This is a genomic window from Suilimivivens aceti (genome assembly GCF_025567405.1).
GTDB lineage: Bacteria > Bacillota > Clostridia > Lachnospirales > Lachnospiraceae > Suilimivivens > Suilimivivens aceti.
In genome coordinates, this window is sequence record NZ_JAOQKJ010000003.1 from 49659 (window position 1) to 63205 (window position 13547).

16 protein-coding genes are annotated in these 13547 nt (G+C 46.1%); all 16 read right to left on the reverse strand.

From position 1 onward, the window contains the following. Nucleotides 1-8: 8 nt before the first annotated feature. The 16 genes from OCV77_RS03730 to OCV77_RS03805 all read right to left on the reverse strand — a co-directional run bounded on the left by OCV77_RS03730 (nucleotide 9) and on the right by OCV77_RS03805 (nucleotide 13544). Complete coding sequence (locus OCV77_RS03730) at nucleotides 9-926, reverse strand: ABC transporter permease (protein WP_262573452.1); 918 nt, start codon at nucleotides 924-926, stop codon at nucleotides 9-11. Between the two features lie 119 nt (nucleotides 927-1045). After that, the gene (tsf, locus tag OCV77_RS03735) at nucleotides 1046-1984 is read right to left on the reverse strand and encodes a translation elongation factor Ts (protein WP_118797635.1); all 939 of its coding nucleotides are present in this window, start codon (nucleotides 1982-1984) and stop codon (nucleotides 1046-1048) included. A gap of 31 nt (nucleotides 1985-2015) precedes the next feature. Next, nucleotides 2016-2780, reverse strand: a complete 765-nt coding sequence (rpsB, locus tag OCV77_RS03740) for a 30S ribosomal protein S2 (RefSeq protein WP_118797634.1) — start codon at nucleotides 2778-2780, stop codon at nucleotides 2016-2018. 198 nt (nucleotides 2781-2978) lie between these two features. Next, nucleotides 2979-3563 (reverse strand): hypothetical protein, encoded by a 585-nt coding sequence (locus OCV77_RS03745; protein ID WP_262573453.1) that lies wholly within the window; start codon nucleotides 3561-3563, stop codon nucleotides 2979-2981. A gap of 22 nt (nucleotides 3564-3585) precedes the next feature. After that, complete coding sequence (locus OCV77_RS03750; protein WP_262573454.1) at nucleotides 3586-4431, reverse strand: DUF6115 domain-containing protein; 846 nt, start codon at nucleotides 4429-4431, stop codon at nucleotides 3586-3588. Nucleotides 4432-4447: 16 nt separating this feature from the next. Continuing rightward, nucleotides 4448-4759, reverse strand: coding sequence for a hypothetical protein (locus OCV77_RS03755; protein WP_118797632.1), 312 nt, complete (start codon nucleotides 4757-4759; stop codon nucleotides 4448-4450). A gap of 18 nt (nucleotides 4760-4777) precedes the next feature. Continuing rightward, entirely contained in the window at nucleotides 4778-6379 is a 1602-nt protein-coding gene (locus tag OCV77_RS03760; RefSeq protein WP_262573455.1) for a DUF342 domain-containing protein, read from the reverse strand. Nucleotides 6380-6440: 61 nt separating this feature from the next. Beyond that, a complete protein-coding gene (locus OCV77_RS03765) occupies nucleotides 6441-7205 on the reverse strand; it encodes a FliA/WhiG family RNA polymerase sigma factor (RefSeq protein WP_118797630.1) in 765 nt (254 codons plus the stop codon). A gap of 35 nt (nucleotides 7206-7240) precedes the next feature. Continuing rightward, complete coding sequence (locus OCV77_RS03770) at nucleotides 7241-7516, reverse strand: hypothetical protein (protein ID WP_118797629.1); 276 nt, start codon at nucleotides 7514-7516, stop codon at nucleotides 7241-7243. Then, nucleotides 7513-7998 (reverse strand): chemotaxis protein CheD, encoded by a 486-nt coding sequence (locus OCV77_RS03775; protein WP_118797628.1) that lies wholly within the window; start codon nucleotides 7996-7998, stop codon nucleotides 7513-7515. The genes OCV77_RS03770 and OCV77_RS03775 overlap by 4 nt, the downstream gene beginning before the upstream one ends. Nucleotides 7999-8019: 21 nt before the next feature. After that, on the reverse strand, nucleotides 8020-8655 hold the full coding sequence (locus OCV77_RS03780) for a chemotaxis protein CheC (RefSeq protein WP_118797627.1): 636 nt from the start codon (nucleotides 8653-8655) through the stop codon (nucleotides 8020-8022). Between the two features lie 24 nt (nucleotides 8656-8679). Beyond that, a complete protein-coding gene (locus OCV77_RS03785) occupies nucleotides 8680-9153 on the reverse strand; it encodes a chemotaxis protein CheW (protein ID WP_262573456.1) in 474 nt (157 codons plus the stop codon). An 18-nt stretch (nucleotides 9154-9171) separates the two neighbouring features. Next, nucleotides 9172-11244 carry a chemotaxis protein CheA gene (locus tag OCV77_RS03790; RefSeq protein WP_262573457.1) on the reverse strand — a complete coding sequence of 691 codons (2073 nt, stop codon included), beginning with the start codon at nucleotides 11242-11244 and terminating at the stop codon, nucleotides 9172-9174. 1 nt (nucleotide 11245) lies between these two features. After that, nucleotides 11246-11848 carry a CheB methylesterase domain-containing protein gene (locus OCV77_RS03795; RefSeq protein WP_262573458.1) on the reverse strand — a complete coding sequence of 201 codons (603 nt, stop codon included), beginning with the start codon at nucleotides 11846-11848 and terminating at the stop codon, nucleotides 11246-11248. A 71-nt stretch (nucleotides 11849-11919) separates the two neighbouring features. Beyond that, complete coding sequence (locus OCV77_RS03800) at nucleotides 11920-12648, reverse strand: flagellar brake protein (protein WP_118797623.1); 729 nt, start codon at nucleotides 12646-12648, stop codon at nucleotides 11920-11922. Next, on the reverse strand, nucleotides 12648-13544 hold the full coding sequence (locus OCV77_RS03805; RefSeq protein WP_262573459.1) for a MinD/ParA family protein: 897 nt from the start codon (nucleotides 13542-13544) through the stop codon (nucleotides 12648-12650). The genes OCV77_RS03800 and OCV77_RS03805 overlap by 1 nt, the downstream gene beginning before the upstream one ends. Nucleotides 13545-13547: the final 3 nt, after the last annotated feature.

Consider the following 13547-nt stretch of genomic DNA (forward strand, 5'->3'; position numbering starts at 1 on the left):
TCTGCTCCTTACTTTAATTTAATTCTGGGATCTACGAGCTTGTAAACAATATCTACCACAACATTCATAATAATAATGAGTGTGGCAAGAAAGATCGTTGTCCCCATGATCAGTGTATAATCTCGTCCGTTAATGGCTGCGATAAACTCACCGCCAAGTCCCGGGATCGTAAAAATCTTCTCTACTACAAAGCTTCCTGTTACCGTATAAGCCAGAAGAGGACCCACATAGGTAATAACCGGAAGGATCGCATTACGGAGTGCGTGCTTGAAAAGGATCTTGCCTCCCGCAAGTCCCTTGGCCTTTGCAGTCCGCATATAGTCCTGCCCCAGTACGTCCAGCATGGAAGAACGCATCAGACGCATAATATAGGCTGTTGGATAAAAAGCCAGTGCCATGACCGGCATCACATAATGCTTTGCTGTTGTCAATCCCATGGTTGGAAGGATCTGCAGCTTAACTCCGAAGAAATACAGCAGAAGTGTACAGATAACAAAGCTGGGAACCGCAATACCACAGGTTGCCACCACACTGATCAGACTGTCTGCAAACTTCCCTCTCTTCAGGGCAGCAATACAGCCAAGCGGCACTCCAAGGATCAGGGATACCAGTACAGATACACCGCCGACTCTTGCAGACACTGGGAACTTCATCTTAATGATATCCATAACAGTACGGCCTCTCTGCTTTAAGCTGTCACCAAAATCTCCATGCAGTGCATCTGTGATATATGTCAGATACTGCTGGAAGAGCGGCTTATCCAGTCCATACTTTGCTTCCAACGCTGCTGTTGCCTGGGGACTGATTGCCTTTTCAGAAAGGAACGGACCACCGGGAACCAGATTCATCAGAAAGAAGGTGATGGTTGCCACCGCCCAGATTGTCACGATTGCAAGACCAATTCGTTTTGCAATATATTTTACCATAATCAAAAACTCCTTACCTTGACTAAAAAGAAAGAAGCCCGGTTATTCCACAGACAGGGGAAAACACTATCTATGAAACTCCCGGGCCTCATCACTGTTCTTCTTTTATTCAGAACGGATTACATACCTGCCTGTGCAGCAACCTCTGCTGCGAAATCGTCAACTTTCTTTTCAAGACCTTCACCTGTTTCGAAACGAACAAATTTCTTAACAGAAAGATTAGCGCCTGTTTCCTTGGAAACCTGTGCAAGGTACTGTGCTACAGTCTGCTTGCCATCTTCAGCTTTAACGTAAGGCTGCTCGAGGAGACAAACCTCCTTCAGTTCCTTGTTAAGACGTCCGACAACAGCACCCTCGATAACCTTCTCAGGCTTTCCAGCCATCTTGGGATCGTTAGCGATCTGTGCCATCAGGATCTCTTTCTCATGAGCCTTGTATTCTTCAGATACATCTGCTGTAGATACATACTTGGGAGAAAGTGCTGCGATCTGCATAGCTACGTTGGTAAGTGCTTCCTTAACAGCATCATTTACAACGTCTGTCTGTGCTTCTACAACAACACCGATTCTTCCGCCACCGTGTACATAAGATACGACACAGCCGTTATCAGCAACGATCTTCTCAAATCTTCTGATATTTAAGTTCTCACCGATCTTGGCAACCTTGGCAACCAGAGCTTCCTTAACAGTGATAGAAGGATCTGCATTCCACTTTTCTGCCATAAATGCTTCCATGTCATCTGCGTCAGAGTTTACTGCCTGCTCTGCAACTGCCTTTACAAATGTCTGGAACTCTTCATTCTTTGCAACGAAATCTGTCTCAGAGTTAACTTCAACAACTGCTGCTGTCTTGTCATCCTTTAAGGTTACACAGCAAAGACCTTCTGCTGCGATTCTTCCTGCCTTCTTCTCTGCCTTAGCCTGTCCGTTCTTTCTTAAGAACTCAACGGCTGCGTCCATATCTCCATCGGTTTCATTAAGAGCCTTCTTGCAGTCCATCATACCTGCTCCGGTAGCTTCTCTTAACTCTTTTACCATAGCTGCTGTAATGTTAGCCATCGTTATTTCCTCCTGAATCTGTTTGCTTTAATTATTCTGCATCTGCCACTTCTTCGATATCAGTAGCTTCTGTTCCCTCTGCTGCCTGAGCAAGCTCCTCTGTAACAGCTTCCTCACCCTGATTTGCCTCGATAACAGCATCAGCCATCTTGGAAACGATCAGCTTAACAGCTCTGATAGCATCATCATTACCAGGAATAATGTAATCCAGCTCTTCAGGATCACAGTTGGTATCACCAATACCGATCAGTGTAATTCCCAGTGTATGAGCTTCCTGTACGCAGATTCTTTCCTTCTTGGGATCTACTACGAAAATAGCATCGGGAATTCTTGTCATGGTCTTGATACCGCCAAGGTTCTTCTCCAGCTTCTCCCACTCTTTCTTAAGAGCGATAACTTCCTTCTTGGGAAGAACATCAAAAGTACCGTCCTCAGACATGGTCTCGATTGCCTTTAATCTGTCAATTCTGCTCTGGATAGTCTTGAAGTTGGTAAGCATACCGCCAAGCCATCTCTCGTTTACATAGTACATACCACAACGCTCAGCTTCTGTCTTAACAGCGTCCTGAGCCTGCTTCTTGGTACCTACGAAAAGAATGGTTCCGCCCTGTGCAGCGATCTCAAATACTGCTCTGTAAGCCTCATCAACCTTTCCTACAGACTTCTGCAGGTCGATAATGTGGATACCATTTCTCTCTGTGAAGATATAAGGAGCCATCTTGGGGTTCCATCTTCTTGTCTGATGTCCGAAATGAACACCTGCCTCTAATAACTGCTTCATTGAAATAACGCTCATGTCTTTACCTCCATTTGGTTGCGCTTCTGCGTATCTTCCGCTCAGCTGCCTACCCTGCGTCAAGGGCACCGGCAGGAAATTGATACACATGCTTTATAGTCATACTGGCACAGTATAGCACTAAAACCCTCTTTTTTCAAGAGGGTTTTCGCAAATTCAGCCAGATTTTCCGCATTTTTATTTTCCTTTATCTTCCAGTTATCTGCCACACAGGATCTCACTGATCTCCTCTTCCGTTGCCGTTTCCGGAATTTCATATGATCCTGTTTTGAGTTTTCTGTCATATCCTTTGGAGCACAGATAATTATCAAAGTCCCTGGCATCTGCCACAAGTCCTGCCTGCTGCAGTCTGTAAGCCACCTGATAGGAGCTGTCCCCCGCCTGGATTTCAAATGTATAAGAGCTTCCTTCCTCTTCCTCTGCAGGCTTCTGTGTCGGTCTGGCCGTCACCTCCGGTGTCTCTGTCGCTGCCGGTGCTTCCGTTGCTGCCGGTGTTTCTGCTGCCTCCGGTGTCTCTGTTGCTGCCGGTGTTTCTGCCGCTTCCGGTGTCTCTGTTGCTGCTGGTGTTTCTGCCGCTTCCGGTATCTCTGTTGCTGCTGGTGTTTCTGCCGCTTCCAGATCAGCCAGGGAATTTCCAGGCTCTACCATACCAAGGGCGGCTGCCCTTTCCCTGATCTCCCGGTCTGACAGTGTTTCCTTTCTGCTTCCCTGCGTAACACCCATGATAACAGCAGTTACCAGAATACCAATGCCAAGTCCTCTCAGATAGTATTTTAATTTCATGTAAAACTTCTCCTTTGTGCCTTTACGTATCTGCGAACAGATCCAGCACCAGCTTCACTTCCCCGATACCTAGTCCAAGCTCTTTGGCAATTGCCATATTGGACTTACCTGCCTTATGAAGCTCCCTGATCTTTTCATTATTATTTCTGCTGCCGTTCTTACCGGCTGCTGCCATACTCACATCTACATGCTTTGCAGTCTCTTTTCTGTCAGCCTGATTCTCTGACTGTGCGGCTTCCTCTGCTTTGGTCTTTGCAGGTGAGGGCTTCCGTTTTCTTGCCGGCTCCTTTGCCGCCCCATCTGCACTCTTCCTTTTTCTGGCATTTCCTGCTTCAGCGCCTGTTTCTGCCATACCGGAGGCTTCAAGTGCCACTGCCCCTGCTCCACTCTCTGCAGTCAGATCCGGAAGCACCGTAACCCGTTCCGCCTGTATGGGACTGAATTTCGCCTGCTCCAGTTCTTCTTTCAGTTTCCCTTCTACTGTCATGGCCTCACTGACTGTATTTTTCAGCTTATCATGCTTGTCATTCAGCATATCATAAAGGAAAACGGCCTCTTTATGGTTTTTGCCGATCTGCTCCAGAACCGTGTTTGAAAATTCATTAATTGCCATGATCTTTTCATTGCTTGTTTTCTCCATGACACGTTCTGTCTTTTCCATGGAATATTTCACAGTTTCCTCTACAATATCATTTATCTTCTGCTGGGCTTCCCTGACTTCACCCTCAATTTTCTCCCGAAGCTCTTCTTCCGGTATCCTGACCTCTACCCCCTCCTCTTTTTTCTCCTTCTTTCCTGTAGGAATTAAAAAGCTGATGGTAAATACCAGGGCACCTGCAATCAGCAAAATCAGTTCTGTTGTATTCATGTTCTCACCTGTATCTTTAAATTTTTATGTCAAAGCCGCCGTAGCCGCCTGCAGACGGCTTTTTCTTTTCTTCCTGCTTTTTGCGCTTTTTGCCGCCATCTCCATAATAATGGCCGTTTCCACTATCCTTGGCATCAAATCGTTTTCCCTCATTCTCAGCCTTGTCGCCATGCTGTACCTGACGAGCCTTCACTTCAACCTTCTGCTCTGTTTTCTGATGGATATTGGCCTGCTCAACAAACCCTCTGCTGTCTTCCTGATGTTTGATTGCTGTAAAATCCTGGGCTCTGGTGATCTGCCCCTGCAGTTCTACTCTGCTAATCGTCATAGGCACTCCTTCTGTCCCCTATAAAGCAGACATTTTTACATCGCCCTGCTCTTTTTTAAACTTGCAGTGACGCATACTTTCCTTAACAACAAGAGAAACGTCCGAAATACATATCTTCGTTCCAGCATATACCTCGCCAGATACCTCTACCTTTGCACCGCTGCTCTCCTGCAGGACAGACTGTAAGCCTGTCAGTTCCTCATTATTATTAGCTACGATCTCCTTAAGCTGCTTTTCCTGCTGCACCATTTCCTGAAAACCCTTCAGCTGATCCGGCCGAAGCTTTACACCCTGTGCCATCTTCTTTGACAATGCTGCCAGAACTGGTTGGATCTGTGCGATCATCCTGCTGCTTTCTGTCACCTGCTTCTGAAGCTCCTGCAGTCTTGCCTTCTTGAGTGGATCCATTCCCACCTCTACAACCGTATCCGTCCCCATGGGAGACCCGAGCGTCTTGACCTGAATCAGGCTGGTAGCACATACTTTTCCTCCGGTAATAAATCCTCTCTTACCTGTAACTACGATCTGTGTTCCTGCAGTTACCCTGCTGTGAAGGATCGATTCTGTGGAAACGCTGCCGCCTGCTGATACCCTGGCATTTTCAAGGAACTTGGCTACAATGTTTCCACCGGCCTGAAGCTCTCCTTTTGCCATGCCGTTCATACCTCTTGCTATGATGATATTACCACCTGCAAACAGTCCGGCTCCCTCTACGATACCTGTTACTTCTATGTCTCCTCGTGCCCTGACCTCGAAATTGGCACAGACATTTCCATTGATCCTGACACTACCTTCATAGTCGAGATTTCCGGTAGAGGTGTCCACATTTTCCACCTCCAGTACATCTGATACAAAGACAGATCCTTCTACCAGCATGACATGCCCGTCTGTCTCTGCCGTCAGCACTGTCTTATCTTCGGAAATGGAAATATTTCTCCCATAATGAAGGACACCCGCCTTTACTTCTCTTGGCGGAATCTTTTCTCCATATACAGTAGATCCTGCCTCTCCCCGGTCTTCCGGATAGAGTCTTGCAAGGACATCTCCTTTTTTGCAGTGATTAATTGTATTCAGATGAAAGAAATCTACACTCCCGTCTTCTTTCAGTGTGGGTCTTGCCTTTTTGTCTGTCTGGAAATAATATTCTATCCTTGCATCAGATCCGTTTCTAGGTGCTTTTCCAGTAGCAGCCTGCAGGTCTGTACAGTATCTGACATGCGAAAGGAAGTCAAAGATCTCATTCCTGCGCACACCATAAGTGATCCTTTTAAAAGTAAGATCCCGGATCAGCTCCTGCGGCTTCAGGCTCTCTCCATTCTCAGATGCCGGATAAAATCTGACAATCACGCTCATGCGGTCTTCACTTGCAAGCAGGCTGTAGCTTTCATTTACCTCTTTGCAGGCTTCCCTGTTCAGCATAAGCAGATATATCTCCTGTCTTGATGCAGCTGCATTCTGTAACCCTTTTGAAAGCGCAGGCGTATCATAAGGAATCTGGTTTCTCGTCAGATACTCCATAACCTCTTTCACATTGACAGCTTCCCCACCGTCCTTTGGTGCAAAGACCTTAAGTCCTGTTCCCTGCGGTCCACACACCAGCTGGAAATACCCATTTTTCATAGCAATACCCGTCCCCTCTCACTACCTCTGTATCAGCTCTCCTGAAAATGCTAAGCCTCTGCTACCGGGAAAAGATCCCCATATAATTTCCCATTTTAGCTTTCATTTTCTGCAGTGCACGTGTATGCAGCTGCGAAATTCTGGACTCTGATACCGCAAGGATATTACTGATCTCCTTTAATGTCAGATCCTCATAATAATAAAGAAGGATCACCTTCTTTTCTTTTTCTGTCAGAAGCTCCAGTGCCTCTGCCAGCTTCTTTTTCAGTTCATCCTTTTCGATCACGTCCTCCGGCTCGTCATAGCGATGCTGGGTACTCTGCAGGGAAGGAACCTCACTTCCCCCCTCCAGGAATTCATCCAGCGATACCACCCCTGTTATCTTCATCTGTGACTGCCAGCCAGTATATTCGTCCGCTGAAATACCAAGCTCCCCGGCAATTTCCTCATCTGTTGCCGCTCTGCCCTTTTCAGCTTCAATGGCCTTCATGGCCGCATCTATTTTTTTCTGTTTCTGACGGATCGTTCTCGGGATCCAGTCCATTTTCCGAATCTGATCCAGTATTGCTCCCCTGATCCGGAGGCTGGCATAGGTTTCAAATTTGACAGCCTTCATATTGTCATATTTATCTATGGCATCTATCAGACCAAATACCCCATATCCAACCAGATCATCATATTCTACATTGTATCCAAGATACATACTGAGCCGTCCTGCCACCAGCTTTACAAGCGGAGCATATTCCAGTATGATCTGTTCCCGTATTTCTGGTGACCTGTTTTTGGCATAGTCTTCAAAAAGCCTGTTTCTTGCTGCTTCGTCCATGGTAACCTCCGATACAGTTCTTCCTCAGCCATAGACTATTTTTCTTCCTTTTCAGCCTCTTCCTTCTTAGCCTCTTTTTCTATGACTTCTCCTTCTTCTGCCTTCTGTGTCTCTTCCTTTTTCTGGATCTCATCCAAAAACTTTACCATTTTCTTCTGGATAAAAAGGCCCACACAATAAAAGAACAGCATTGACAGAAGCAATATGGTAAGCCGCTGTGTCATGTCATAATCACTCAAGAACATGACAATGGATACCACTGCCCCTGCAAGCAGCATCAGAAAAGGAGCAAACAGCTTTTTATTACTCATATTGTTTTCTCCGGCTTACCGATTGCCCGAATCACATAATCCCCCGTTTTAGGATAGAAAATAACTGTCCGGCCATAATTCTCTCCGGTATCCTCTGAAAGGAGCGGGATTTTCAGTTCACTCAGCTTCTTCCGGCTGGCCGCTGCGTTTCTGTCCCCTACTCTCATGGCTTCATTACCGCTGCCAAAGGAGAACATCTGTGCGCCGCCGGCGATCTTGGCTACCAGACGGTTCCTGTTTCCACCCTTTTTCACAATTGCATCTACCAGGTCTTCAATTCCGGTATCTGCAAATTTGGGTCTGTTGGTATTATTTCTGATTTCTTTACTGTCAGGCAGCATAATATGTACCAATCCGCCAACTCCTGTCCCCGGATCCCGGATCGCAATTCCGATGCATGAACCAAGCCCGAGCGTGGTAACAGCATCATCTCCACTGCAGACTGCCATATCCGCCATTCCTACCTTATATACTTCACCCATAGCAAAAGAATCTCCTTTACCCTACATCACACCAAGTGCTGTCAAAATCTTTTCATAAGATTCCATATCGGGTATCAGTATAAAATAACCATCCAGCTCTACTGCATCTGAGAACTGTGTCTGCACAAGAAGAATCTTATCGGCATATAATCCAAACTCAACTGCAGGCACGCTTAAAAGCGCCCCTGCCATGTCTATTCCAAGCTGTGGTACAGAAGGATAGATCTTCAGCCCTGTCAGGGAAGAGAGTGCATTTAAATATGCACCGGTAATGATATTACCTACTTCCTTGATCGCAGAGCATTCCATTTCGCCAAATTCATGGCTGGTAATCTCATCTTCTGTAACACCCAGCATGCCACACATCAGCTTATTAACAAGATGGGCTGCAGAGACCTTCTTCTGGATAAACATCATGCTTCCTTCAATATCGCCCTCTACCTGGAGATAAATACCTACCATCAGTTCATCTTCACCGCCAACCAGTTCTCCAAGCTTATTAAAATCAAGCAGCTGAACCTTGGGAACAGACATATCTACCTTGCATCCGATCATCTGTGCAAGTGCGGTCGTAGCATTTCCTGCACCGATGTTGCCAAGCTCTTTCAGCACATCGTAGTACTGGTTCGTTAATTCGTCCATATTAAGATTTTTCATGAAACTCTCCTAACTGATTATGCTTTATTTTTCAAGTAAGACCGAATTCAGATCCAGTAAGGAAATCAGCTCTTCTCCGTTTTTTCCAATGCCGGAAATAAAATGACTCTTATTCTCATTTCCATCATACGCCATTTTTTCAATACAGTCAGTAGTAAGTGTTACCACTTCCTTTACTTCATCCACAATGATGCCGATTGTTCCATGCTGCTCATGCTTCAGGATAATAATCCTTGTAGATTTGACCTCAACATCCTCAGGAAGACCCATCTTTAACCGGATGCTCATCACAGGAATCACTTCTCCACGAAGATTGATTACTCCCCTGATATAGGATGCTACCTTGGGAACTCTTGTAATATGCTGCATACGGACAATATTATCTACATATCGTATATCAATACCATACTGCTCTTCGCCAAGCCGCACAACGATATACTGTGCTGCTGCTGCTTCTTCTGCTGCTTCAGCTGTTTCTATTGTTTTTAACTGATCCATCTTCTAAATCCCCCTGTTCTAAATGAGTGCATTGGCATCCAAAATCAGTGCTACCTCGCCGTCACCGAGAATGGTTGCACCGCTGATGATCTTGCACTTGTTAATATATTTGCCAAGTGATTTAATAACGATCTCCTGCTGTCCGATCAGCTCATCCACAACCAGCCCCGCCAGCTTCTCGCCCTTCTTCACAATAACGACTACCATATTTTCTTCCGGAGACTTCTGACTCTCAATATCAAGTTCTTTGCTCAGTCTGACAAGTGGGATCACATTTCCTCTCAGGTTGATCACTTCGTTATTTCCAACCAGCTTGATCTCAGCCGGATTGATGTCCTCAATTGTCTGGATACTGCCTAGAGAGATCGCATACTTCTCACCACCGACAATAACCATCAGTGCCTGGATGATAGCAAGGGTCAGCGGCAGTCTGATGATCCATGTGCTTCCTTCTCCAAGCTTGGATTTTACCTCTACCTCACCGCTTAAGGATTCGATCTTGGACTTCACGACATCAAGCCCGACACCTCTTCCAGATATATCGGTGACCTTCTGGGATGTAGAAAAGCCTGCATGGAAAAGCAATCCAATGATATCCTTCTCGCTCATGCTATCGGCCTGCTCCGGTGTGATCACTCCTCTTTCGATCGCCTTCTGTTTGACAGCCTCTGTATCAATACCATTACCGTCATCTCTTACTTCGATGACTACATTGTTGCCATCCTGATAAGCATCCAGGAAAATAGAACCAACCTCCGGCTTTCCTCTCTTTGCACGTACCTCTGCTGATTCCAGTCCATGATCCGCGCTGTTACGGAGCAGATGCATCAGAGGATCCCCGATCTCATCCACCACAGTACGATCCAGCTCTGTTTCCTCACCTGTCATGTACAGTTCCATCTTCTTATTCAGCTTCTTGGACAGCTCACGGATCATTCTCGGGAACTTGCTGACTACGCTTTCAATGGGAACCATCCGAACCTTCATGACAGACTCATGCAGGTTCGTGGTTACACTTTCCAGATATTCAATCTGCTCATTAAAGCCTGCACCTGTCGCTCCTTCTGTGCTGGAAGCAGATACCAGTGAGTTTTTGGCTATGATCAGCTCACTGACAAGGTTCATCAGCACATCCAGCTTCTCAATATCAACGCGGACAGTCCTGTTCACTACCGGCTTTCCACCCTTTTTATCTGTCTGCTGCTTAACTGGTGCACTGTTCTGTGGTGCCGCTGCAGGCTTGGTTTCCGGCTTTCCTGCCACTACAGCCGGTTTTTCCTCCGGCTCCTCTTTCACTGATGTATCAATATTGATCACATCGCCGACAACGGAAGCAATCTCGGATACATTCTCCGCAGCCTTGATGATCTCTTCAAGCGGCTGGTCGGAGATTATGATCAGGCTGAACTCCAGGTCAAACTTTTCATCCTCTATATCCTGTGCAGAAGGATTGCAGACAATGATCTCTGCCTTTTCCTCCACTGCCTTATAAACAAGAAATGCTCTTGCAGCCTTTAGAATACAGGTTTCCTGTATACGGATCGTCAGACCATAGACCTGCTTTCCCTGTTCCTTTGCCGTGGCAATCACATGCTTTTCCGGATCTCCAAGTGAGATCTGCTCCCAGCTGCGGCCGGTACCCTCTTCTGCCTTTGGCGACTCTTCCTTCGTTTCCTTCTTCTGCTCTTCCATCTGGGCATCAGATTTGCCCTCCTTCAGGAACTCATTCAGCTGTTCTATAAGAGGCTTGTTATCATTCGTCCCCTCATCTGATGTTTCCTGAATATTATTGGTATACTCGTCCAGCGCATCCAGACACTGGAACAGGATATCTATCAGGTTGGAATTGACCTTCAGGGATCCGTTCCTGATCTCTGTAAAAACATTCTCCATATCATGAGTCAAATTCTGCATCCTCTTATAACCCATGGTGCCTGCCATTCCCTTCAGGGAATGTGCTGCACGGAAGATCTCATTGATCGTATCTGCATCCTCCGGGTTCTGCTCCAGATTCATGATCTGTGTGTTCAGGCTTTCCAGATGCTCTCTTGATTCATCCAGGAAAATACCAAGGTACTGATTAACATCCATTTTAAATTACCCCCACGTTCTTTGTAATCTCACCGGCAATCTGTGTCAGTGGCAATATTTTATCCGCCAATTGTGCCTGGACAACGCTTTTTGGCATACCATACACCGTACACGTTTCCTCATCCTGTGCAATCACGGTAACTTTCTTTTTTTCTTTGAGATGTCTGATCCCCTCTGTGCCATCTGCTCCCATTCCGGTAAGCACCACACAGATAATCTCATCATAATTACTATCCATCAGGGATTCATACATATAATTGGCACAGGGCCTCACCCCTTCTCTTGGCGGTTCGTCCATGTAATGGAGCGTTTCTTTTCCTGCTTTTTTTCTGATCTCCATATGTCTTCCGCCTCTGGCAAGATAAGCATGTCCTTTCTCGGCGGCATCACCCTCTGCTGCCTCCTTGACAGAAAGTCCTGAAAGCTGGTCAAGCCGGATAGACAATGCCTCTGTAAAACCTGCAGGCATATGCTGTACAATAAATACAGGAGCATCTAACTCTGCCGGAAGAAACGGGATCAGACTCTGCAGCGCTTTGGGTCCACCGGTAGAACTGGCTATGGCTACTGCCTTACTGCCGGTACTCTTTACACTCATTCTCATCTTTTTTCTCTTTCCTGTTGATTATTGCTTATATTATATCACGCCAGTTGCTTCACATGGGTGCAAAGTGATCATTCTATGTTTTTTTCTCTTTTTCTGTGCTTTCTTTCCTCTTCAAAGATAAACCGTATGATCTCTTCTCTTTCCATGGTATCGATATTGATATACTGGGCACGGTGCTCGTATAGCCCCCGGTGCTCATCCAGCTCCCTGACAGCGATCACTTTTGCGATCAGTGTGTACTCTTTATCTTTTCCGTCGATCAGGAGATGATATTTGCAGCAGATCAGGCTTCCCTGTTCATAAGCATAGTCTCCTACGAACCGGATTCCACCGCCACTGATATCAACAATAATGCTGCGGGTCAGCGGAAGTCCCGGTACCAGATAGTTATTATTCTGTTCAACTGCCTCTATCTCCTCTTTCTGCAGACTCCTTGCATTCATTTCCAGTGCACAGCTGAGACGGTAATATTCTCTGCGCTGGAATCTTCTTAAGTTACTGGTCAGCTCCAGCAGAAGAAGATATTTATTGTCTGTCTTGTATCTGTCTATAATTTTTGCAAAGCACTGATACAGTCCGTTTGTTGTATAAAAATACAGATCAAATTCTTCATCTACCGGAAGCAGGATCAGCTTTGATTTTTCCATAGGCATATAGATCTCCAGACGATCCTCTGATACTACATCATATACAGTAGTCTGATAAACCTTCTTTTTTTCTGTTTCTCCTGTGAATTTTACCCGTCCGGCGGACTGAATCTCCACTCTGTTTCCCGGAACCACATATTTTGACAGCATCAGTTCTCCCCCTGACCTCTATTTTTCTTGTTGCCTATCATATGTGCAAAAAGGGCTGCCATGCCACGTCTTGCCACATTTCTGTTTAGTTCCACATTCATCAGCCTTGCTGCGATCTCCTCATAAGCAAGTGCTGAAGGCGCTCCCGGATTCTGCAGGGAAACCGGCATCTGCTGCATGACCGCCCTGCTTAAATGGGTATCGTTCGGCACTGCTCCCAGGTATTCCATAGAAAGGCTTAAGTATCTGGTTACAACGGAATTTAATTTGTCATACAGGATCCTTCCCTCCTCCTGTCCGGACACTTTATTAGCGACCATCTTGATCCTGACTGCCTGTTCTTCAAAGTCAGGATGCCTTCTCAGTGCTTTCAGCAGGGAATAGGAATCCGTAATAGAAGTGGGCTCCGGTGTCGTCACCAGCAGGATCTCTCCGCTGGCTACCAGGAATTCCAGCACGGAATCGGAGATCCCCGCTCCTGTATCTATAATGATCACATCTGCAATAGAATCTAACTCCCTCAGGTTTCCGATGATATAAGTCAGATATTCCTTACCCAGGTTGGAAAGTCCCGCTATCCCGGAGCCCCCTGAAACAAATCCCACATCCATAGGACCCCAGGTGATAATTTCCTTCATGCTCTTTCCCTGATATATCATATCACAGAAATTGTGCTTGGGAACTGTTCCAAACATGATCTCTATATTGGCAAGTCCGAAATCCGCATCAAGGATCACCACCTTCTTATCCATTTTACGAAACTGGATCGCCAGGTTAATTGCCGTATTGGATTTTCCCACACCGCCCTTACCACTGGTCACTGTGATCACTCTTGCTTCAGGCTTTGCTATATTATTCGCCTTTATGATATTTCTTAACTGCTGTGCCTGATCCATTCC

What these genes read in the sequence shown, in the direction of transcription:
- OCV77_RS03760 (WP_262573455.1), bottom strand. Translation starts at nt 6,379, where the DNA reads ATGAAAAATGGGTATTTCCAGCTGGTGTGTGGACCGCAGGGAACAGGA.
- OCV77_RS03805 (WP_262573459.1), bottom strand. Translation starts at nt 13,544, where the DNA reads ATGGATCAGGCACAGCAGTTAAGAAATATCATAAAGGCGAATAATATA.
- OCV77_RS03750 (WP_262573454.1), bottom strand. Translation starts at nt 4,431, where the DNA reads ATGAATACAACAGAACTGATTTTGCTGATTGCAGGTGCCCTGGTATTT.
- OCV77_RS03730 (WP_262573452.1), bottom strand. Translation starts at nt 926, where the DNA reads ATGGTAAAATATATTGCAAAACGAATTGGTCTTGCAATCGTGACAATC.
- OCV77_RS03745 (WP_262573453.1), bottom strand. Translation starts at nt 3,563, where the DNA reads ATGAAATTAAAATACTATCTGAGAGGACTTGGCATTGGTATTCTGGTA.
- OCV77_RS03795 (WP_262573458.1), bottom strand. Translation starts at nt 11,848, where the DNA reads ATGAGAATGAGTGTAAAGAGTACCGGCAGTAAGGCAGTAGCCATAGCC.
- OCV77_RS03775 (WP_118797628.1), bottom strand. Translation starts at nt 7,998, where the DNA reads ATGGGTGAAGTATATAAGGTAGGAATGGCGGATATGGCAGTCTGCAGT.
- tsf (WP_118797635.1), bottom strand. Translation starts at nt 1,984, where the DNA reads ATGGCTAACATTACAGCAGCTATGGTAAAAGAGTTAAGAGAAGCTACC.
- rpsB (WP_118797634.1), bottom strand. Translation starts at nt 2,780, where the DNA reads ATGAGCGTTATTTCAATGAAGCAGTTATTAGAGGCAGGTGTTCATTTC.
- OCV77_RS03765 (WP_118797630.1), bottom strand. Translation starts at nt 7,205, where the DNA reads ATGGACGAAGCAGCAAGAAACAGGCTTTTTGAAGACTATGCCAAAAAC.
- OCV77_RS03755 (WP_118797632.1), bottom strand. Translation starts at nt 4,759, where the DNA reads ATGACGATTAGCAGAGTAGAACTGCAGGGGCAGATCACCAGAGCCCAG.
- OCV77_RS03790 (WP_262573457.1), bottom strand. Translation starts at nt 11,244, where the DNA reads ATGGATGTTAATCAGTACCTTGGTATTTTCCTGGATGAATCAAGAGAG.
- OCV77_RS03780 (WP_118797627.1), bottom strand. Translation starts at nt 8,655, where the DNA reads ATGAAAAATCTTAATATGGACGAATTAACGAACCAGTACTACGATGTG.
- OCV77_RS03800 (WP_118797623.1), bottom strand. Translation starts at nt 12,648, where the DNA reads ATGCTGTCAAAATATGTGGTTCCGGGAAACAGAGTGGAGATTCAGTCC.
- OCV77_RS03785 (WP_262573456.1), bottom strand. Translation starts at nt 9,153, where the DNA reads ATGGATCAGTTAAAAACAATAGAAACAGCTGAAGCAGCAGAAGAAGCA.
- OCV77_RS03770 (WP_118797629.1), bottom strand. Translation starts at nt 7,516, where the DNA reads ATGAGTAATAAAAAGCTGTTTGCTCCTTTTCTGATGCTGCTTGCAGGG.